The sequence below is a fragment of the Kribbella lupini genome (assembly GCF_039529595.1).
Lineage (GTDB): Bacteria > Actinomycetota > Actinomycetes > Propionibacteriales > Kribbellaceae > Kribbella > Kribbella lupini.
In genome coordinates this window covers 614016-633853 of the sequence record NZ_BAAANC010000004.1, presented here as the reverse complement: position 1 = coordinate 633853, position 19838 = coordinate 614016, and the positions used below count along the sequence as shown (strand labels likewise).

Here is a 19838-nt window from a genome sequence, read left to right as displayed (position 1 = left end):
GGCTCGTGACGGTTGCGGAGATGCTGCGCGGGAGCCGGGTGGTGCTGCTCGACTTCGACGGGCCGGTGGCCGACCTGTTCCCGCAGGGGAGCGGGAGTCGGATCGGCGATGCGGCACGGGAGCCGCTGATGCGGGCCGGGGTGGAGATGCCCGAGGCCGTACGGCGGACCGTCGAGCACCTGGTCGTGCTGGAGTTCGCGGGCGCTCATGCGCCGGGAGTGGTCGACGAGGTCGAGCGCGCGTCCGTGGCGGGTGAGATCGAGGCGGCCGGAACGGCGCCGGTGACCGCCGGGGTGGTCGACTTCCTCGCCGCGTGCGCGGAGACCGGGCGACAGGTAGTTGTGGTGAGCAACAATTGCGAGCCGTCGATCGTGCAGTGGCTCGAGCGGGAAGGGCTGCAGGGGCAGGTCGCGGGGGTCGTGGGACGGCCGTTCGGGCAACCGGGGTTGATGAAGCCGAATCCGGCGTTGCTCGACGGCGTACTGAAGGAGCTCGACGTTCCGGCCGGAAACTGTTTGATGGTCGGGGATTCGTTGAGCGACATCGAGTTCGGACGGCGGGTCGGGGCTCGGTCGGTGGGCTACGCGAAGTCCGCTGAGCGCGGGACCGCTCTGGCCGAGGCCGGCGCGGATGCGATCACCGACGACATGGGCCGTCTCGCGGCGGCCCTGCGGTCGCTGGGCTAGGCTCGCTCGGCCGCGCTGCGTTCGACGCAGAACTCATTGCCCTCGGGGTCATGCATCGTCACCCAGCCAGGGCCGTCGGGCGTGCGGTGGTCCTCGTGGATGGTCGCGCCGAGCGTGAGCAGGCGGGCGACCTCCTCGTCGCGCGTCCGCTCCTCGGGGACCCAGTCGAGGTGCACCCGGTTCTTCACCGACTTGCCCTCCGGTACGGCGATGAACAGCAGCCCGGGGATCGGCGCCGGCGCCTCGACGAGGACCTCCTCGTCTCCTGGCTGGTCGACCGCCGACACCGGCCAGCCGGTCGCCGTACTCCAGAAGACCGCCAGCTGGTAGGGATCAGCCGCGTCGATGGTGATGTGCCGAGGAATCATCGGATCACCCTAGTCCGCGCGTCCGCGGCCCGCTGGGAATTACGTCCACCGGCCCAGCGCCGTACCGGCCGCCGCTTGGTTGTCCTGGGCAAGCACTACGCAACGGCTCGGGACGGTTACGTGACGAGGTTGTCGGGGAACTGTGGGGCTGAGGCATCGCGGAGGGGGCGGGCACGGGTCTAGGGTGCGAGGCATCCGGAGGTCGGTCCAGGGGAGTGTGTGATGGCGTCTCGACTCAATCCTTACATCGCGTTCGACGGGCAGGCGCGGGAGGCGATGGAGTTCTACCAGCAGGTGTTCGGGGGCGACCTGGCGATCAACACGTTCGGGGAGTTCGGGGCGACCGACTCGCCGGACGCCGACAAGATCATGCACAGCCAGCTGGAGACTCCGAGCGGGTACACGGTGATGGGCTCCGACGTGCCGCAGGGCATGGAGTACACGCGCGGCACGAACGTCTCGGTCAGCCTCAGCGGCGACGACAGCGACGAGCTGCACGGGTACTGGGACAAGCTCGCCGACGGCGGCTCGGTGTCGGTCCCGCTGGAGAAGCAGATGTGGGGCGACGAGTTCGGCATGTGCGTCGACCGGTTCGGCATCGCCTGGATGGTCAACATCACCGCCGCGCAGGGCTGATTGGCCACGCTGCGGCTGCCCGACGGGCGGCAGGTCCAGTACTGGGACACGGAGGTCGGGGAGACCGTCGTGTTCTTCTTCCACGGCTGCCCGGACACGCGGCACGCGGCGTTCCCGGGGGCGTCGGCGGCGCGCGCGTACGGCGTACGGCTGGTGGCGGTGAACCGGCCGGGCTACGGCGCGTCGGACGGTGCGGCGTCGGACCATCTGTCGGTGGCGGACGACGTCGCGGCGGTCGCCGATCGGCTGGGGATCGGTCGGTACGCCGTACTCGGGATGTCGATCGGCGGGCCGTACGCGCTGGCCTGCGCTGCGCGGCACCCCGATCGGGTGACGCGTGCTGCCGTGGTCGCGAGTCCGGCGCTGGTGCCGGCGCTCGATCCGCCGTACCACCGGGATGATCTGGAGCCGGAGCAGCAGGAGTTCTTCGCGGAGCTTGCGCGGGTGGAGGTCGACGAGTCGGTCGAGCGCATCCGGCCGGACTTCACGGCGTACGTCGACCAGCTCGACCCGAGCGATCCGGATGACGAGGCGCTGGCCGCGCGGTGGACGACCGGGCATCCGCCGCTCGATGCGGAGTGGTTCGCGCAGCAGTCGCCGGCGGAGCTCGCGGCGGCCGCGCGGGAGGCGCTGGCCAACCCGGCTGGATATCTCCGGGACGCCGCGATCTCCTTCCGGGAGTGGGGTTTCCGGCCCGAGGACGTCACCTGCCCGACGACGGTGTGGCACGGCATGGCCGACCCGCAGGTCTCGATTCGCAATGCCCGGTGGCTCGCCGAGCATCTCCCCGATGCGCAGCTCGAGCTGCGGTCGACGGCACATCTCAGCACGCTGCACAGCCACTGGCCGGAGTTGCTCACCGCCCTGCGATAAATCAGTTCAGCTCTCGCGCCCGCACGGGCTAGCGTCGAAGGTGACGATCGGAGATCGAGCATGCACGACGTGTTGACGGACGCCGTACGGCACAACAACTGGGCGACCCAGCAGTTGATCGCGTTCTGCCGAGCGCAGGACTTCACGGCCGAGCAGCTGGAGGTGACCGGCGTCGGCACGTACGGCGGGATTCTCGCGACGCTCGACCACATCGTGCGCTGCGACGGCAGCTACGTACGCCGCCTGGCGCAGCAGGAGCTGGACTTCGTCGACAGCGACGAGGTGGCCGACCTGAACATCCTCGAGCAGTGGAACGAGCAGTGCCGCGTGGTCTGGGAGCACGTCCTGGCCCATCCGATCGAGGTCGAACGCGTCGTCATCGTCGACGACAACACGCGCGGTACGCGCGCCGGCATCTTCATCGCCCAGTCCCTCAACCACGCCAACCACCACCGCGAGCAGGTCAACGCCATCCTCACCGGCTTCGGCATCGAGCCGCCCGACACCCAAGCCTGGGAGTACGCCTGGCACACCGGCCGGATCTGGGACCTGAAGAGCTAGAGGTCCGGGTGCTGCTTGACCAGGGACTTCGGGGCCTGGATGCGCCAAGCGTCCAGCAGCAGTTCGCGGAGCTCGTCGAGGTCGACGGCAGGCAGGCGGACGAGGATGGCGGGGAAGCCGTTGTAGTGGGGTTCGGTGAAGAACTTCTGCGGGTCCGCGGCGAGCAGATCCTGCTTGCCGGCCTCGCCGGCGACGCGGACGGCGAGGACCTCAGGGTTGGGGACGCGGGGAGCCTTGGGCGCAGAGCGTTCCATCCAGACCCAGGCGATCCCCTTCGTGCCGACGGAGAAGGCGAAGCGGTCTTCGCCCTCGGTGACCTCGGGCAGTTGCAGCGCGAGGCGGCGTACGTCGTCCTGGTCAGCCACGCGTCTTTCGTACCAGGTCCGCAGACTCCTGGACAGGGGTGACCGGTACGCCGGTCTCGAACCAGCTGACGAGGTTCTCGACGACCAGGCGGCCCATCGCGTCGCGGGTGGGGATCGTGCCGGAGCCTACGTGCGGGAGCAGGACGGCGCTGTCCACCTCGAGCAGGCCGGGGTGGACCTCGGGCTCGTGCTCGAAGACGTCGAGGCCGGCGCTCAGGATCGTCTTGGACTTCAGCGCGTCGACCAGCGCCGCCTCGTCGACGACGGTGCCGCGGGCGACGTTGATCAGGATGCCGTCGGAGCCGAGCGCGGCCAGGACCTCGGCGTTGACGAGATGCTTGGTCTCCGCGCCGCCCGGGATGACGACCATCAGGATGTCGCTCGCGGCGGCCAGCTCGACCAGCGTCGGGTAGTAGTCGTAGGCAACGTCCTTGCGGTGACGGTTGTGATAGGCAACGGAGATCCCGAACGCCTGCGCCCGGTGCGCGATCGCCTCACCGATCCGGCCGAGGCCGAGGATGCCCATCTTCCGCCCGCTCAACGTCGCCGGAGTCAACGGATACGGCCGCTCGGGCCAGCGCCCGTCGCGCAGGTACCGCTCGGCCGACGACAGTTCACGCGCCGTCATCAGCAGCAGGCCCATCGCGGTGTCGGCGACCTCGTCGTCCAGTACGCCGGGGGTGTTGGTCACCACGACTCCACGCTCGGCCGCGGCCGTCGCGTCGATCTTGTCGTACCCGACCCCGAAGCTCGCCACGATCTGCACGTTCGGCAGCCGGTCCAGGTACGCGCCGTCGATCGCCGTACCGCCGTTGGCGATCGCGACGACGTCCTTGCCGCGCTCCTCCAGCACCCCGTCGGGATCGTCGGACTCCCACAGCCGGATCACCTCGAAGCCGTCGGCCAGACCGTCCGGCACCGAGCGGTTCATCGGACCGGGCATCAACACGAGCGGGCGGGCCATCGGATCTCCCTCAGGTCGACTTTGTCCTGGCAAGCCTATGACGCCGTCACCTGCTCGATCAGGCCGGTTCACTCGCCGGACCACGGGCGTTCCGACGTACGGCGCAGGCTTCCGGAGGTTTCCATCCCCTTCGGAGGTCCTGATGAAGAAGCTCCTCGTCCTGGTGGCCGTGGCGGCCGCGGCCGTCCCTTCCCTGGCGGCCGCGGCGCCGGCGGTCGTCGTACCGGCTGCTGTAGTCGCTGCCGACCCGCCGTCGTTCGTGGCGACGCCGGTGAAGTCGTTCCCGGCCTTCGACGCGAACCAGGCGGTCGCGGTCGACGCGAAGTACTTCTACGCGGTGAACAACCGGACGATCACCAAGCACGACCGGCGGACCGGTGAGCCGCTGCTGCAGTTCGCCGGCGACACCGACGGGCCGTTCGAGCACCTGGACAGCGCGGCTGTGGTCGGCAGCAAGCTGTACGCCGTGCACTCGAACTATCCCGAGTACCCGATGGAGTCGTCGATCGAGGTGTTCGACACCCGGACGATGCGGCACGTCGCCACCCACAGCTTCGGGATCGACCGCGGGTCGCTGACCTGGCTGGACCGGCACGACGGCGCCTGGTGGGCCGGGTTCGCGAACTACGACAACCCGCGTGAGGACGGCTCCGGCGCGCCGTACGGCGAGACGTACAACACCCAGGTGGTGAAGCTCAACGACGACTTCGAGGTGGTCGCGGGGTGGACCATCCCGAAGACGATCCTCGACCGGTTCAAGCCGATGAGCAACTCCGGTGGGTCGTGGGGGCCGGACGGGCGGCTGTGGCTGACCGGGCACGACCTCGGCGAGGCGTATGTGATGAAGCTGCCCGAGGCCGGGGCGGAGCTGCGGTGGGTGGCGACGGTCGACCTGCCGGAGATCCAGGGCCAGGGCATCGCGTGGGACCGGTCGACGACGAAGAACCCGACGTTCTGGGCGATCAGCCGGCCGGCCAAGCAGGTCCGCAGCTTCACGATGCCGCTGCGGTCGATCGCCGACCCGGTGGCGAAGGGCTGGCAGGTGAACGGGCCGGGTGCGTTCCGGCGCTGAGCTGGTTCGGCGGGATACGGGCTGAGCCGGGGTCGTCCGCGACCGGGCCCGGCCCCTTTCCTCCGTACTAGCTGAGGGACTCGATGAGGGGGACTGTTCGGGATACGTCGGGGAGGGTGCTGAGTTCTGCTTGGAGGCGTTGGGCGGCTTGGGTGTAGTTGCTGTCAGCAAGTACTGAGGCGGCTGCTTGGGTTACCTCGGCCGGGGTGAGGGCTACCGGGTCGAGTGCCAGGCCCGCGCCCAGGGTGACGATGCGTTGGGCGTTGTGGGGCTGGTCGGCGCCGAGCGGGAGGACGATCGACGGGAGGCCGTGGGCGAGGGTGCCGAGGATGCTGCCGGAGCCGCCGTGGGAGATGACGAGGTCGCAGGTGGGGAGCAGGTCTTCCTGGGGGATGAAGCGTTCGATGCGGACGTGCGGCGGCTGGGCGCCGAGGGCGGCGGGGTCGTTGCGTTCGCCGACGGTGACGACGACGTCGGCGGTGAGGTCGCGGAGGCCGGTGAGGACTCGGGTGAAGAGATCGTCGGCGTCGGGCTGGAAGACGGTGCCGAGGGTGAAGTAGACCGTCGGGGGATGAGGCTGGGCGGGCGGGATCTCGGCGGTGCGATAGGAGAAGGTGTTCGGCGGTAGGGGGAAGGACGGGTGGCGGAAGCTCGGGGGGAAGGGCGAGAGGATCAGGCCCCGGTCGAGGAAGGTGAGGTCGGGGTCCGGTGGGAGTTGGTGCTCGGCTCTGACCTCGCCCAGCGGGCCGGCGAGCAGGTCCTTGCGGAGCAGGGCTCCTGAGGCGAGGACCAGGACCGTCGTACAGGGGATGCCGAGTTTCTCGGCGGCGACGGCGGAGCCGAAGTCGGCTTCGTCGCGGACGATGACGTCGGGCTTCCAGGAGGCCGCGATCTCGAGCAGGGCGGAGGCGTGGCGGCGGGCGCCGCGGCCGCCGAAGGCCGAGGCGAAGTGCTGTTCCTCGGCGGCGGGGTCGGCGGGTGTGAGCGGCTCGGGGACCAGCGGCGGAGCGTCGGCGAGGCGTGGGCCGCTGGTCGCGAAGGTGGTGAAGCCGGCGGCCTCGACCGTCGGCGTGACCTTGCCGGATCCGGCGACGCGGACCTCGTGGCCGGCTGCTTCGACGGCGCGGGCGATCGGGACCAGCGGCCGGAAGTGCCCGATGCCCCCGATGAACGTGAACAGGATCCGCATCCGACGCACAGTACCTCCGGCAGCGGATAGATTCTGTGGATGGCCATCAACGACGTGCTGTACGGGATGTACAAGTGGCGGCTCCGGCGGCAGTTGGCCGGCAAGCCGCGGCCGCGGCACGTCGGCCTGGTGATGGACGGCAATCGCCGCTGGGCCCGCGGGCAGGGGCACGCGAATCCGAGCGTCGGTCACCGGTACGGCGCGATGCACGTCGAGAACGCGCTCGGCTGGTGCGAGACCGCGGGCGTCCGGCACGTCACCGTCTTCGTCTGCTCGACCGAGAACCTGGTCAAGCGCGGCAACGAAGAAGTCATGTACCTGATGAAGCTGATCGAAGAGGTCGTCACCACCCGCCTCACCGAGCCGGGCGGCCGCTGGCAGGTCCACGTCGCCGGGCTGATCGACCTGCTCCCCGACACCACCGCCCGCGCCCTGAAGCACGCCGTCGAGGCGACCAAGGACATCAGCACCGGCAACCACGTCACCCTCGCCATCGGGTACGGCGGCCGCCAGGAGCTCGTCGAGGCGGTCCGGTCCCTGCTGGAGTCGGAGGCGCGCGCGGGCAACGACCTCGATTCGCTCGCCGACACACTCGACGCCGACGACATCACCAAACACCTCTACACCGCAGGCCAGCCCGACCCCGACCTGATCATCCGCACCAGCGGCGAGCAGCGGATGTCCAACTTCCTGCTCTGGCAGTCGGCGTACTCGGAGCTCTACTTCTGCGACCCGTACTGGCCGGCCTTCCGCGAGATCGACTTCCTCCGCGCTCTGCGTGCGTACGCCGCCCGGCAACGCCGCCGCGGCGCGTAGCCGCAGTACGTCGTACGAGCGTCAGAGCGTCCCGAGGTCCTCGAAGATCAGCGCCGTGCGGGTGCCCAGCACCTCCGGGATCGCCTGGAGCTTCTCCAGGACGACGCGGCGCAGGCCCTCGTTGTCGGCGGCGCGGACCAGCAGGATCGCGTCGAAGTCGCCGCCGACCAGGGCCATGTGCTTGATCTCGGGGATGGTCTGGAGCTGTTCGCGCAGGGCTCGCCAGGAGCTCTGGCGGAGACTGAGCGTGACGTACGCCGACGTCGCGAGCCCCAGTTTCAGCGGGTCGACGGTCGTCGTGAAACCGGTGATGACGCCGGTCGCGGTGAGGCGCTCGACACGCGCGTAGGCGTTGGCGCGGGAGATGTGGACCTGGTCCGCGAGGGCCCGGATCGAGAGGCGTCCGTCCTGGGTCAGGGCCTCGACGATCTGCCGGTCGAGCTCGTCCAGCGCGGGGGCGACGACCATCTGTCCAGGGCGCTGGGCAGCGACTGTGACTTCTTCGGACATTCTGCTCCTCGCTCAGGCTGATCGGAACGCCGTTCGTCTCGCAATTCTGCAGGGTCTGGCAGCGAATGGCCAGAAGTACGACGATGAGGCATCAGTCCGTCTCCCCGCAGGAGGGCAAAATGTCCACCGTTGAGGAGCGCCTGCTCCCCTCCGCCGAGCCCGTCCGGCTGATCGACGAGCACGGCGCCGCGCACGCGCACGCGTCGTACCAGCTCCCCTCCGCGGAGACGCTGACCGACGGTTACGCACAGTTGGTCAAGGGCCGCCGGCTCAACGACCAGGCCAGTGCGCTGGTCCGCCAGGGCCGGCTCGCGGTCTACCCGTCGTCGCACGGCCAGGAGGCCTGCCAGGTCGCGGCGACGATGGTGCTGGAGGAGCGCGACTGGCTCTTCCCGACGTACCGCGACACGGTCTCGATCGTGAGCCGCGGCGTCGACCCGATCGAGACGCTGACGCTGCTGCGCGGCGACTGGCACTCCGGGTACGACCCGTACGCGCGCAACGTCGCGCCGCAGTCCACGCCGCTCGCGACCCAGCTGCTGCACGCGGTGGGCGTCGCGCACGCCGCGCGGCTCAAGGGGGAGGACACCGTCGTGATGGCGCTCGTCGGCGACGGCGGGACCAGCGAGGGCGACTTCCACGAGGCGCTCAACTTCGCCGCGGTCTGGCAGGCGCCGGTCGTGTTCTTCATCCAGAACAACGAGTACGCGATCTCGGTGCCGCTGGCCAAGCAGACCGCAGCACCTTCCCTTGCGCACAAGGGCATCGGGTACGGCGTACCCGGTGAACGGGCCGACGGCAACGATCTGGCCGGGCTGCTCGCCGTCCTGGGCCGGGCTGTCGAGCGGGCGCGGGCCGGCGAAGGACCGCAGCTCGTCGAGGCGCACACGTACCGGGTGCAGGCGCACACCAACGCGGACGACGCCTCGCGGTACCGCGACGACGCCGAGGTCACGCCGTGGTTGGAGCGGGACCCGATCAAGCGGCTGGACGCGTATCTGAGCGGTGCCGGGCTGCTGGACGACGCGGCTCGGGCTGCTGCTGCTTCGGCCGCTGACCAGGTGGCGGAGTACACGCGGGTCGGGCTGATGGAGGACGTCCAGCCGGATCCGGCGGAGCTGTTCCAGCACCTCTACACCACGCAGACGCCGCAGCTGCGCGAACAGGCCGCGTTCCTGGCCGACGAACTGGCTCGTGAGGAGGCCTGAGATGACGCACGTGAAGCTCTCCATGGCGCAGGCGCTGAACCAGGCGCTGCGCGACGCGATGCGGGCCGACGACACCGTGCTGATGTTCGGCGAGGACGTCGGCGCGCTCGGTGGCGTGTTCCGGGTGACCGACGGGCTGACCGCCGAGTTCGGCGAGAGTCGTTGCTTCGACACCCCGTTGGCCGAGTCCGGGATCGTCGGGACCGCGATCGGGATGGCGATGAACGGGATGCGGCCGGTCGTCGAGATGCAGTTCGACGCGTTCGGCTACCCGGCGTTCGAGCAGGTCGTCAGCCACGTCGCGAAGATGCGCAACCGGACCCGCGGCAAGGTCACGCTGCCGATGGTGATCCGGATGCCGTACGCCGGAGGCATCGGCGGCGTCGAGCACCACTGCGACTCGTCCGAGGCGTACTACGCGCACACGCCCGGCCTGACGGTGGTCGCGCCGGCCACGGTCGCCGACGCGTACTGGCTGATGCGGCGGGCGATCGAGTTCCCGGACCCGGTGATCTTCATGGAGCCGAAGAAGCTGTACTGGGCCAAGGAGGAGATCGACCTCGGCGTCGCCGAGCCGGGGATCGGGAAGGCTGTCGTACGGCGTGCAGGCGCTGACGCGACGCTGATCGCGTACGGGCCCACTGTGCCGATCGCGTTGGAGGCCGCGGAGGCTGCGGCCGCCGAGGGTCGGTCGCTGGGCGTGGTGGATCTTCGGTCGATCGTGCCGTTCGACGACGAGACCGTTTGTGCTGCTGTTCGTTCGACCGGGCGCGCTGTGGTGGTTGCCGAGGCCTCCGGGTTTGCTTCGGTGTCGTCCGAGATCGTTGCTCGGGTCACCGAGCGCTGCTTCCACTCGCTGGCCGCGCCGATCCGGCGGGTGACCGGGTTCGACATCCCGTTCCCGCCTCCGCACCTGGAGCGGCACCAGTTGCCGTCGGTGGACCGGATCCTCGACGCCGTCGACGATCTGCAGTGGGAGGACTCGTGAACACGTTCCTGCTGCCGGACCTCGGCGAGGGCCTGACCGAGGCGGAGATCGTGCGGTGGTTGGTTGCCGTCGGCGACGTTGTCGCCGTGGACGCGCCGATCGCCGAGGTGGAGACCGCGAAGTCGCTGGTGGAGGTGCCGTCGCCGTACGCCGGAGTGGTGACCGAGCTGCACGGCGCCGAGGGTACGACCGTTGCCGTGGGCAAGCCGCTGATCACGATCGGGTCTGTCGCGGGCGAGGCGTACCGCGAGGAGGAGAAGGCCGGCTCGGGGAACGTGCTGATCGGCTACGGGACGCCGGAGAGCGCGGGCTCGGGGCGTCGGCGGAAGCCGCGCGCGAACGGGCAGTCAACTGTTGTTGTTGCCGAGCGCCCTCGAGTCCCACTGGTGATTTCGCCATTGGTTCGCAGGATCGCCAAGGACGCGGGGCTTGACCTGCGCACTTTGGAGGGCTCTGGCGCAGGTGGTCTGATCGTGCGTCGCGACGTCGAAGCTGCTGTTGCTGCTCTCATTCCTTCTGCTCCTGAAACTCCTTCTGTAGTTGAGGCTTCTGCTTCGTCCGCCGACTCCCGCACGGGCCTGCCCGAGCTGCGGCGTACGACGATGAACGGGTTCCGCAAGACCGTGGCGGCGACGCTCAGCCGGAGCCGGTCGGAAATCCCCGAGGCGACCACCTGGGTGGACGTCGACGCGACCCCGCTGGTCGAGCTGCGGGCTTCGATGCGCACGGCCACCGATCCCGGCCCAGGGCTGCTCGCGCTGATGGCGCGCTTCGTCGTCGCCGGACTGCGCAAGCACCCGGAGCTGAACGGCTTCGTCGACGGTGACGACCTGGTGCAGTACGACGGCGTCAACCTCGGCCTGGCGGCGCAGACCGATCGCGGGTTGCTCGTCCCCGCCGTACCGAACGCCCACACGCTGACCACGCGCGAGCTCGACGGCGAGATCCGCCGGCTCACCGCCGCGGCCCGCGACGGCAAGCTCACCGCGCACGAGCTGGCGTGCGGGACCTTCACCCTCAACAACTACGGCAGCTTCGGCGTCGACGGCAGCGCCGCGATCATCAACCACCCGCAGGTCGCGATCCTCGGCGTGGGGCGCATCATCGACCGTCCTTGGGTGGTCGACGGCGAACTGGCGATCCGCAAACTCACCCAGCTCTCGCTGGTCTTCGACCACCGAGTCTGCGACGGCGGCACCGCAGCAGCCTTCCTCCGCTTCGTCGCGGATGCTTTCGAGAACCCCACCTCAGCTTTCGCTGATCTCTAGGGATCCCTGGAAGAAAGGGGAGGAGGGGCCCGTCGCCCCGAACGGCTACGGGCTTCGCCCGTGCCGGCTGTGGTGAGGCGGGTTGGCGAGGGGTCTGCCGCCCCGGGAACGGCTACGGGCTTCGCCCGTGCCGGTTGCGGTGAAGGCTTGGATTTCGCCCGCGACGGCATCCGCCGACGAGCCGCTCGGCGACCCGCTCCTATGACAGCGACGGGCGGAGGAGTTTGTTCCGCCTGACTGGCGACGGGCCTCGCCCGTGCCGGTTGTGGCGAAGGACCGGCTTTTGCCTACGACAAGCGGCGGGGGCGGAGGCCGACCAGGATTACTCTCAGGCCGGCGGTGAAGCGGGCGGTGGGGCCTGCAGGGTTGTCGGGGGTTAGGTAGGCGGTCAGGGCTTCGGGTTCGATGTCGAGGTGCTGGCCGGCTGCGTTGGCCCAGGTGGAGTCGGGGAGGCCGCTGCGGTGGATGGTGGAGTGCCAGGCGGCGTCGGTGACGGCTGCGCCGACGACGTAGTGGAAGACGGCTGAGACCGCGGCGTCCAGGTGGATGCCTTTGAAGCCTGCTGTGGTGAGGATTTCGACCAGGCGGGCGGTGTAGGCCTGATAGTTCGGGCCCAGGCCGGCGTGGGACGCCAGGAGCTGGGTGGCCCAGGGGTGGCGGTCGAGGGCTTCGTACGCCGCGAGGCCGAGGACGGCCAGCTGGTCTCGCCAGTCGCCGTCGCCGGTGGGAACCAGAGCCTCGGCGAGGATCTCGTCGACGCCCAGCTCGAGCAGGTCGTTCTTGGTGGCGACCCGCCAGTAGAGGGCCGACGTGGCGGCGGTGCCCAGCTCGACGGCGACGCGGCGCATCGAGAGGCCGTCGAGGCCCTCCTTGTCGAGGATGCCGATCGCCGCGCCGACGATGTCCTCGCGGGTCAGCGGTGCTCGGGTCGACGCCGGTTCGGCTCGGAGCCACACCGAGCCCAGGACCGTCTTCTCATCAGCTTCACGTGCCACCGGCGACACACTAATACGCCGTACCAGGCTCTGGTACGGCGTATCAGTGGCGTGTCGCTAGCTGTTGATCTGCGTCGTCAGGGCCGAGGCGTACGACGCGACCTCGGCGTACACGCCGGGGTTGCCCGCGTCCGCGCAGCCGATGCCCCACGACACGACGCCGAAGAGCCGGCCGTTCAGCACGAGCGGGCCGCCGGAGTCGCCCTGGCAGGAGTCCTTGCCGCCGGCCTTGTAGCCGGCGCAGATCTCGCCGTTGGCCACGTAGCCCTCGCTGGCGTAGACCTGACCGCAGTACGAGTCACCGAGCACCGGAACGGTCACCTTCTGGAACGTGTCGGCCGGACCGGTCCCCTCGGTGTCGCCCCAGCCGTAGACGACCGGCTGCGCGCCGACGGCGTCGGCCGAGCGGCTGGTCTCGAGCGGCAGCGTCGCCACACCGGTGAACGGCGTGGTCAGGGTCAGTACGGCGACGTCGTGGCCGGCCGCGCGTCCGTACTGCGGGTCCTTCCAGATCTTGGAGATCTTCGAGGTCTTGCCGGCCGTGGTGCTGAGCCGGTCCCGGCCCTGGACCGCGGTGTAGGTGCTGATCGGCTGGGTCACGCAGTGCGCGGCGGTGACGATCTTGTTCGCCTTCACCAGCGTGGCGCCGCAGTACTGGCCGCTCGCCACCGGGGACCGGCTGTTGTTCAGCGCGATCGCCCAGGGGGTCTGCGCGGTGCTCGCCGTCGTACCGCCGACGATGTTGGTTCCCGGTGTCACGCGGGCCTCGGCCGCGCTGACCGCACCGGCCGACGCGACGGCGACCATCACTGCGACCAGGGCCGCACGGGTGAACTTGAGCTGTCCTGACATGCTCACACTCCAGGTGTCATCGGCCGCAGTGGGCGGTAGCGGCCTCTGACCGAGAAGAGTCGTCCCACCACGGTGCGTGAAGCAAGCGATTGCTCCGGCACATCAGTGCTGTGTCAGTCCTGGGCCGCGAATCTTGCCGTCGGCAAGGGAAAACCTCTGCCGGCGGCCCGGACGCCCTGTGTGCAGTGCTCAGGCGACGTTGAACTCGTCCGGGTGCGGGCCGGTGCGCTCGTCGCGCTCGAGCTTCGCCAGCTCGGCGAGGTCGGCGTCGGTCAGCTCGAAGCCGAACGCGTCGAGGTTCTCGGCAATCCGCGCCGGGGTGACCGACTTCGGGATCACGATGGTGCCCAGCTGCAGGTGCCAGCGCAGCACGACCTGCGCGGCGGTCCGGCCGAGCCTCTCGGCGATCGCCTGGACGACCGGCTCGCCGAGCAGCGAACCGCCCTTGGCCAGCGGGCTCCAGGCCTCGGTGGCGATGCCGTGCTCCTCGTCGTACGCGCGGACCTCGGCCTGCTGCAGGTACGGGTGCAGCTCGATCTGGTTGACCGCCGGGACGATCGACGCGGTCTCGGCGAGCTTGTCGAGGTGCGACGGCTGGAAGTTGGAGACGCCGATCGCGCGGACCAGGCCGTCGGTCGTGAGCTTCTCCAGGGCGCGCCAGCTGTCGACGTACTTGCCGAGCGCCGGAGCGGGCCAGTGGATCAGGTAGAGGTCGACGTACTCGAGGCCGAGCAGCGAGCGGCTGCGCTCGAAGGCCTTGAGCGTCTCGTCGTAGCCCTGGTCGGCGTTCCACAGCTTGGTCGTGACGAAGAGGTCGGACCGGTCGATGCCGGAGTCGGCCAGAGCCTTCCCGACGCCTGCCTCGTTCTGGTACGCCGCGGCGGTGTCGATGCTGCGGTAACCGGCCTCGAGCGCGGCGGTGACGGCGGCGGTGGTCTCGTCGTCCGGCACCTGGAAGACGCCGAAGCCCAGCTGCGGCATCTCGACGCCGTTGTTCAGGGTGATGGTGGGAAGGTCGGCCGGCATGGCTTTTCTGCTCCTGGTCGGTAGTCTGGTGATTAATACCCGCGTCCGCGATAGTTGCACGCGCGGGCTATTGCTTCATGAAACCATCTGTTCCGGATGGAATCAACTGCTGGGCGGGTGAGGAGGAGCTGTGGGACTACCGGACGACGCCGCGGAGGCTCGCGCGCAGGGGTGGCGCACGCTGGCCGCCTTGCACGCGCGGATCGAGGACGAGCTGGAGCGGGCGCTGAACAAGCAGCACGGGCTCTCGGTGAGCGAGTACAGCGTGCTCGACGTACTGGCTCGGCAGGACGACTACCACCTGCGGATGAACCAGCTGTCGAACGCCGTGGTCCTGAGCCAGTCGGCCACGACGCGGCTGGTGAACCGGCTCGAGGACCGCAAGCTGCTCTCGCGGTACCTGTGCCCGACGGACCGGCGCGGGATCTACACCGAGGTGACCGAGGCGGGACGGGCGCTGCTGGCCGAGGCTCAGCCGACGCACGACGCCGTTCTGTCCGCTGCTTTGGAGAAGGCTGCTGAGCTGCCCGAGCAGGCGCCGCTGGTGAAGGCGCTGGCCGAGGTCGCGCTGCCGGTCTGAGTTCGGCCAACCTGTGGGTTGGCTGAAGATGCCCTTGTTCTGCTGGGGTTCTGGCGCGCGGACGGCCAGGATCGGGGCATGGGTGAGATCAGCGAACGCGCCGCGGTCCGGCGGCTGAACGACCGGCTCGGGTTCGGGGGCGGCGTTCCCGGCGAGGGGTTCGACGCGGCCGTCGCGCGGCTGCTCGGGCCGCCGTCGGTGGCTGTCGTGCCGCCGCCTGGGCTGACGCCACCGGAGGCGGCTACTGACAAGAAGGACGGCGGGACGAAGGACGACAAGGCCGCGAAGAAGGCGGCGAACAAGCTGCGCGCGGCGCAGGAGCTGCGGCTGACCAGCTGGTGGCTCGACCGGATGGTCGCCGAGCCGACGGCGACCGAGCGACTGACCTGGTTCTGGCACGGGCACTTCGCGACCAGCAACCAGAAGGTCCGCAACGCCCAGCTGATGTACACCCAGAACCAGACGTTCCGGACCCACGCGCTCGGCCGGTTCGGTGACCTGGCCCAGGCGATGGTGGTCGACCCGGCGATGATCCGCTGGCTCGACGGCAACGCGAACCGCAAAGGCTCCCCGAACGAGAACCTGGGCCGCGAGTTCCTCGAGCTGTTCACGCTCGGGATCGGGCACTACAGCGAGGTCGACGTGTTCGAGGGCGCACGCTGCCTGACCGGGTGGACCATCAAACGCGGCGCGACGCAGGCCCGCTTCGTCGCGGCCAGGCACGACGGGGCCCCCAAGACGCTCTTCGGCAAGACGGGCGCGTACGACGCGCGCGGGTTCGCCGACCTGGCCGTCGCACAGGCGGCGTCGGCGCCGTTCGTGATCGGGCGGTTGTGGTTCCGGCTGGTGTCGGCGACCCCGCCGTCGGCCGACACGATGCGGCGGCTGGTCGCGGCGTACGGGAGTCAGCGCGACGTTCGGGCGCTGCTGCGGGCGATGGTGGCCGAGGCGGTCTTCACGGACAGCGCTTCGGCGTTGGTGAAGCAGCCGGTCGAGTGGGCGGTCGGGCTGCTGCGGGCGTTGCGGCTGCGGCCGGCGCGGCTGGACGAGAAGACGCGGATGAAGCTGATCGCCGGGTTGCGCGGGATGGGACAGGTGCCGTTCCGGCCGCCGAGCGTCGGCGGCTGGCCTTCGGGGGCGAGCTGGCTGACGACCTCGGCCGGGGTGACTCGGCTGCAGGTGGCGCAGTTGCTGGCGAAGGCGGCTGACCTGGACTCGGTGACCGACGTACAGGCACTGCTGGGCGTGGACGGGTGGTCCACCCGGACGAAGGCCGCGTTGGGCTCGCTGAAGGATCCCGTGCAGCTGACGGCCGTGGCCGCCTGCGCTCCCGAGTACGTCGTGAGTGGTTGAGGAGAAGACTGTGGACAACCTGACTCGACGCCGGTTCCTGACCATGAGCGGGGTGACCGCCGCGGGCGCGCTCGCGGTCGGCGCGACCCAGGTCAGCTGGTCCGACCTGATGACCGCGGCGGTTCGGGATCCCTTGCCCAGTGGCGATTCCGTGCTCGTCGTCGTCACGCTGTACGGCGGGAACGACGGGCTGAACACCGTCGTACCGGCTGCTGATCCGGCGTACCAGGATGCTCGGCCGGAGCTGGCGTACAAACCAGAGGAAGTGCTCGATCTCGGGGAGGGGCTCGGGCTGAACCCTGGGCTCAAGGGGTTGAAGGGGTTGTGGGACGAGGACCGGCTCGCTGTGGTGCGCGGTGTCGGGTATCCGGAGCCGGATCGGAGTCACTTCCGGTCGATGGCGATCTGGCAGACGGCGTCGCCGTCGACGTCGGTGCCGACCGGGTGGCTCGGGCGGTGGCTGGATGCTTCCGGTGCTGATCCCCTGCGGGCGGTGTCGGTGGAGCCGACGTTGCCGCCGTTGCTGGCGGGCGCGACGACTGCTGCGGCGTCGTTGCCGGTTCGGGGGTTGAAGCTTCCCCAAGGCGCGTTGGGAGAGGCGTTTGCGGCGTTGGGGAAGCCGAGTTCCGGCGAGGAGTACTGGCAGGCGCAGGCGGCGAAGTCGCTGGGTGATCTGCAGAACGCCGTACGGGTGCTGGGTGGGGCTGCTCGCGATGCCGGTGAGCGGGAGGACGACGAGGACGAGGAGCGGACGAAGGGTGCCTCGGCCGGTGGGGCGTCGCAGTTGGGGGCTCAGTTGGACCTGGTTGCCGGGTTGATCGAGGCCGGGGTGCCGACGCGGGCGTACTCGGTGTCGTTGGGTGGTTTCGACACGCACGCCGATGAGCGGGGGACTCAGCAGCGGTTGCTGACGGAGCTGGACTCGTCGTTGACGCCGTTCGTGCAGCGGCTGCGGAAGACCGATCGGGGGAAGAACGTGGTGGTGCTGGTGTACTCGGAGTTCGGGCGACGCGTGCACGCGAACGGCAGTGACGGCACCGATCACGGGACGGCCGGTCCGCTCTTCGTGCTCGGGGAGAAGGTCAGCGGCGGGTTCCACGGGGCTCAGCCGAGCCTCACCGACCTGTCGAACGGTGACTTGAAGTCGACGGTTGACTTCCGCGACGTCTACGCGTCGTTGCTCGGTGGGGTGCTGTCCACCGATCCGGGGAAGGTGCTGGCCGGTCACACCGGGACGGTCGACGGGCTGATCCGGGTCTGAAGATCTGCTGAAGCTCGGGCAACTGTGCGTGGTCGTGGTGACCGCCGGTGGCAGGATGGCCGGATGGCGCGGGTGCTGCTGGTCGAGGACGCGGAAGTGATCCGTACGGCGGTGGGCATCGCGCTGGAGGAGGCCGGGTTCACCGTCGAGACGCGGGCCGACGGGGAGACGTTCGAGCGGGATCTGGCGGAGTACCGGCCGGATCTGGTGCTGCTGGACGTGATGCTGCCTGGGCGGGACGGCTTCGAGTTGCTGTCGGTCGCTCGGGAGATCTCGAACGCCGGCATCGTGCTGCTGACCGCGCGGGACGGCGTACAGGATCGTTTGCACGGGCTGCGGACCGGTGCGGACGACTACGTGGTGAAACCGTTCGTCCTGGCCGAACTGATCGCTCGGGTCGAGGCTGTGCTGCGCCGGATGGGTCGCCTGCGGACCGTCATCCAAGTCGCCGACCTTCGCGTCGACGTCGACGCGGGCACCGCCAGTCGCGCCGGTCATGCGCTGGAGCTGACCGCGACCGAGCTGAAGCTGCTCACCTTCCTGGCCGGGCGTTGCGACCGGGTCGTCGGCAAGACGCAGCTCCTGACCGCGGTCTGGGGGTACGACGACTACGCCGCCAATCTGGTCGAAGTCCACATCAGCGCACTCCGCCGCAAACTCGAGGCCCACGGGCCACGCCTGCTGCACACGATCCGGGGCACCGGGTACATCCTGCGAGCGGATCAGTCGTGAGCACGCAGCCGCTTGCGACGCCGTTGCGGACTGCTTCGTTGCGGCGGCGGGTGACCTGGTTGGCCTTGCTGGTGCTGGTGGTGGTGCTGCCGGTGACCGGGCTGGTGGTCAAGGGGGTCTTCGACGCGCAGGCCGAGCGGAACCTGGATGCGTTGCTGAGCGGGCGGACCCAGCTGGCGCAGCAGCTTGCCCGGCAGAACGTGGCGCCGGCGGCGTTGGTACGACGGGTTGACGCGGACGGCGTACGGGTGACGTTGGTGCTGCGATCAGGGCAGGTGCTGGGGGCTCCGCCAGTGGACGCTTCGAGTGAGGTTCGGCAGGTGCGGGCGACGCTGCAGGCGGGGCTGCGGACCAAGGGGGCGGAGCTGACGTTGTCGGCCGACACGTCCTTGCTGGCGGAGGCCAGTGGAACGTTGCGGCGTACGTTGCTGATCTCGGGGGCGGCGGCGTTGGTGATCACCGGGTTGGCGTTGGTGATCGGGATGCGGTTCGCGTTGGCGCCGCTGGACGCGATGACGGGGCTGGCGCGGTCGATCGCGGCCGGGCGGCGCGGTGGGCGGTTGCAGCCGACGCGGGACGACACGGAGCTCGGGCGGACGGCGGCCGCGTTCGACGAGATGCTCGACGCGTTGGAGGGGGCCGAGCAGCAGGCGCGCGGGTCGGAGGCGCGGATGCGGGAGTTCGTGGCTGACGCGGCGCATGAGCTGCGGACGCCGGTCGCGGGGATCCGTACGGCGGCGGAGACGTTGCTGCGGCTCGGACCGGATGCGTCGCCTCGGCGGCGGGACGAGCTGGAACTGCTGCTGGTGCGGGAGTCTCAGCGCGCGGGCGCGCTGGTGGACGACCTGCTCGACCTCGCGCGGATCGACGCCGGGCTGGAACTGCGGCTGCAGCCTGTTCGGTTGAAGGCGATCGCGCTGACGCAGGTCGAGCGGCTTCGGCTGGTTGCGCCGGAGCTGACGGTCGAGGTCCTGGGCCAGGAGGTCGAGGTCGAGGCCGACCCGGAACGCGTCACGCAGATTCTGACCAACCTGACGAACAACGCCCGGACGGCGGCGGGCGACCGGGGGACCATCCAGATCCTCGTTCGGATGGTTCCGGGGGAAGAAGGAGCGCCGGCGTACGCCGAGACTGTTGTGCAGGACAACGGTCCTGGGGTGCTGCCGGTGGATCGGGAGCGGATCTTCCGACGGCTGGTGCACAGTCCCACGGCGCGTGGGTCGGGCCTCGGGCTGCCGATTGCGCGGGGGTTCGCTCGGGCGCACGGCGGGGACCTCACGTGTGGTGACCGGCCTGATGGTCGGCCTGGTGCTGCCTTCCGGCTGGTGCTGCGGTTCCGTTAGTCCTGGCGGTTGTTGGCGACGATGGCGGCGACCGGCGGGAGGACCGCGGCGACCGCGCTCATGCCGATGGCGGCGGGGACGGAGAACAGGCGGACGACGAACCAGGCCAGGATGATCAGCGTGGCGCAGGCGCCCATGATCAGGAGGTAGGCGCGTTGGTTGCCGGGGCGGCCGGTGAGTTTCGGCACGTTG

General features: G+C 69.8%; 23 protein-coding genes. 14 read left to right on the top strand and 9 right to left on the bottom strand.

What is annotated here, in order from left to right:
• Positions 1-5 precede the first annotated feature (5 nt).
• Positions 6-686: an HAD family hydrolase gene (locus ABD235_RS36090; RefSeq protein WP_344182494.1), complete on the top strand. Its 681-nt coding sequence runs from the start codon at positions 6-8 to the stop codon at positions 684-686.
• Here the strand turns inward: ABD235_RS36090 and ABD235_RS36085 are convergent.
• Positions 683-1054: a VOC family protein gene (locus ABD235_RS36085; RefSeq protein ID WP_344182492.1), complete on the bottom strand. Its 372-nt coding sequence runs from the start codon at positions 1052-1054 to the stop codon at positions 683-685. The genes ABD235_RS36090 and ABD235_RS36085 overlap by 4 nt on opposite strands.
• A gap of 222 nt (positions 1055-1276) precedes the next feature.
• On the opposite strand from ABD235_RS36085, the gene ABD235_RS36080 reads away from it, so the two are divergent.
• Genes ABD235_RS36080 through ABD235_RS36070 form a run of 3 tightly spaced genes read left to right on the top strand, consistent with a single transcriptional unit; the run spans position 1277 to position 3124 of the window.
• The gene (locus ABD235_RS36080; protein ID WP_344182490.1) at positions 1277-1690 is read left to right on the top strand and encodes a VOC family protein; all 414 of its coding nucleotides are present in this window, start codon (positions 1277-1279) and stop codon (positions 1688-1690) included.
• The gene (locus ABD235_RS36075; protein WP_344182488.1) at positions 1691-2563 is read left to right on the top strand and encodes an alpha/beta fold hydrolase; all 873 of its coding nucleotides are present in this window, start codon (positions 1691-1693) and stop codon (positions 2561-2563) included.
• Between the two features lie 60 nt (positions 2564-2623).
• Complete coding sequence (locus ABD235_RS36070) at positions 2624-3124, top strand: DinB family protein (protein WP_344182486.1); 501 nt, start codon at positions 2624-2626, stop codon at positions 3122-3124.
• Here the strand turns inward: ABD235_RS36070 and ABD235_RS36065 are convergent.
• Both ABD235_RS36065 and ABD235_RS36060 read right to left on the bottom strand, forming a co-directional pair.
• Positions 3121-3489, bottom strand: coding sequence for an MmcQ/YjbR family DNA-binding protein (locus ABD235_RS36065; RefSeq protein WP_344182484.1), 369 nt, complete (start codon positions 3487-3489; stop codon positions 3121-3123). The genes ABD235_RS36070 and ABD235_RS36065 overlap by 4 nt on opposite strands.
• Complete coding sequence (locus ABD235_RS36060; RefSeq protein ID WP_344182483.1) at positions 3482-4453, bottom strand: 2-hydroxyacid dehydrogenase; 972 nt, start codon at positions 4451-4453, stop codon at positions 3482-3484. Before ABD235_RS36060 ends, ABD235_RS36065 begins: the two co-directional genes overlap by 8 nt.
• A 142-nt stretch (positions 4454-4595) precedes the next feature.
• Here ABD235_RS36060 and ABD235_RS36055 point away from each other — a divergent pair, with 142 nt between their 5' ends.
• Positions 4596-5525, top strand: a complete 930-nt coding sequence (locus ABD235_RS36055) for a hypothetical protein (RefSeq protein WP_344182481.1) — start codon at positions 4596-4598, stop codon at positions 5523-5525.
• A 67-nt stretch (positions 5526-5592) separates the two neighbouring features.
• Here ABD235_RS36055 and ABD235_RS36050 read toward each other — a convergent pair whose 3' ends face one another.
• The gene (locus ABD235_RS36050) at positions 5593-6714 is read right to left on the bottom strand and encodes a glycosyltransferase (protein ID WP_344182479.1); all 1122 of its coding nucleotides are present in this window, start codon (positions 6712-6714) and stop codon (positions 5593-5595) included.
• A 39-nt stretch (positions 6715-6753) separates the two neighbouring features.
• On the opposite strand from ABD235_RS36050, the gene uppS reads away from it, so the two are divergent.
• Positions 6754-7530: a polyprenyl diphosphate synthase gene (uppS, locus tag ABD235_RS36045; RefSeq protein ID WP_344182476.1), complete on the top strand. Its 777-nt coding sequence runs from the start codon at positions 6754-6756 to the stop codon at positions 7528-7530.
• A gap of 21 nt (positions 7531-7551) precedes the next feature.
• Here uppS and ABD235_RS36040 read toward each other — a convergent pair whose 3' ends face one another.
• On the bottom strand, positions 7552-8040 hold the full coding sequence (locus tag ABD235_RS36040) for an Lrp/AsnC family transcriptional regulator (protein WP_344182474.1): 489 nt from the start codon (positions 8038-8040) through the stop codon (positions 7552-7554).
• A gap of 119 nt (positions 8041-8159) precedes the next feature.
• On the opposite strand from ABD235_RS36040, the gene ABD235_RS36035 reads away from it, so the two are divergent.
• From ABD235_RS36035 to ABD235_RS36025, 3 genes are read left to right on the top strand one after another with little or no spacing between them, the layout of a single operon-like run.
• Positions 8160-9248 carry a thiamine pyrophosphate-dependent enzyme gene (locus tag ABD235_RS36035; protein ID WP_344182472.1) on the top strand — a complete coding sequence of 363 codons (1089 nt, stop codon included), beginning with the start codon at positions 8160-8162 and terminating at the stop codon, positions 9246-9248.
• A 1-nt stretch (position 9249) separates the two neighbouring features.
• On the top strand, positions 9250-10236 hold the full coding sequence (locus ABD235_RS36030) for an alpha-ketoacid dehydrogenase subunit beta (RefSeq protein ID WP_344182471.1): 987 nt from the start codon (positions 9250-9252) through the stop codon (positions 10234-10236).
• A complete protein-coding gene (locus tag ABD235_RS36025) occupies positions 10233-11504 on the top strand; it encodes a dihydrolipoamide acetyltransferase family protein (protein ID WP_344182469.1) in 1272 nt (423 codons plus the stop codon). Before ABD235_RS36030 ends, ABD235_RS36025 begins: the two co-directional genes overlap by 4 nt.
• A 287-nt stretch (positions 11505-11791) precedes the next feature.
• Here ABD235_RS36025 and ABD235_RS36020 read toward each other — a convergent pair whose 3' ends face one another.
• The 3 genes from ABD235_RS36020 to ABD235_RS36010 form a co-directional block, all read right to left on the bottom strand.
• On the bottom strand, positions 11792-12499 hold the full coding sequence (locus ABD235_RS36020; RefSeq protein WP_344182467.1) for a TetR/AcrR family transcriptional regulator: 708 nt from the start codon (positions 12497-12499) through the stop codon (positions 11792-11794).
• A gap of 57 nt (positions 12500-12556) precedes the next feature.
• Positions 12557-13351, bottom strand: a complete 795-nt coding sequence (locus tag ABD235_RS36015) for a S1 family peptidase (protein ID WP_344182465.1) — start codon at positions 13349-13351, stop codon at positions 12557-12559.
• Positions 13352-13540: 189 nt separating this feature from the next.
• A complete protein-coding gene (locus ABD235_RS36010; RefSeq protein WP_344182463.1) occupies positions 13541-14377 on the bottom strand; it encodes an aldo/keto reductase in 837 nt (278 codons plus the stop codon).
• A 130-nt stretch (positions 14378-14507) separates the two neighbouring features.
• Between ABD235_RS36010 and ABD235_RS36005 the strand changes: the two genes are divergently transcribed.
• From ABD235_RS36005 to ABD235_RS35985, 5 genes are all read left to right on the top strand, one after another.
• Positions 14508-14957, top strand: coding sequence for a MarR family winged helix-turn-helix transcriptional regulator (locus ABD235_RS36005; RefSeq protein WP_344182461.1), 450 nt, complete (start codon positions 14508-14510; stop codon positions 14955-14957).
• A 78-nt stretch (positions 14958-15035) separates the two neighbouring features.
• On the top strand, positions 15036-16310 hold the full coding sequence (locus ABD235_RS36000; RefSeq protein ID WP_344182459.1) for a DUF1800 domain-containing protein: 1275 nt from the start codon (positions 15036-15038) through the stop codon (positions 16308-16310).
• 10 nt (positions 16311-16320) lie between these two features.
• Positions 16321-17571 carry a DUF1501 domain-containing protein gene (locus tag ABD235_RS35995; protein WP_344182457.1) on the top strand — a complete coding sequence of 417 codons (1251 nt, stop codon included), beginning with the start codon at positions 16321-16323 and terminating at the stop codon, positions 17569-17571.
• Positions 17572-17634: 63 nt separating this feature from the next.
• Positions 17635-18303 carry a response regulator transcription factor gene (locus tag ABD235_RS35990; protein ID WP_344182455.1) on the top strand — a complete coding sequence of 223 codons (669 nt, stop codon included), beginning with the start codon at positions 17635-17637 and terminating at the stop codon, positions 18301-18303.
• Complete coding sequence (locus tag ABD235_RS35985) at positions 18300-19646, top strand: HAMP domain-containing sensor histidine kinase (RefSeq protein WP_344182453.1); 1347 nt, start codon at positions 18300-18302, stop codon at positions 19644-19646. Before ABD235_RS35990 ends, ABD235_RS35985 begins: the two co-directional genes overlap by 4 nt.
• Here ABD235_RS35985 and ABD235_RS35980 read toward each other — a convergent pair.
• Complete coding sequence (locus ABD235_RS35980; protein ID WP_344182451.1) at positions 19643-19834, bottom strand: DUF3099 domain-containing protein; 192 nt, start codon at positions 19832-19834, stop codon at positions 19643-19645. The genes ABD235_RS35985 and ABD235_RS35980 overlap by 4 nt on opposite strands.
• Between the last annotated feature and the right edge of the window lie 4 nt (positions 19835-19838).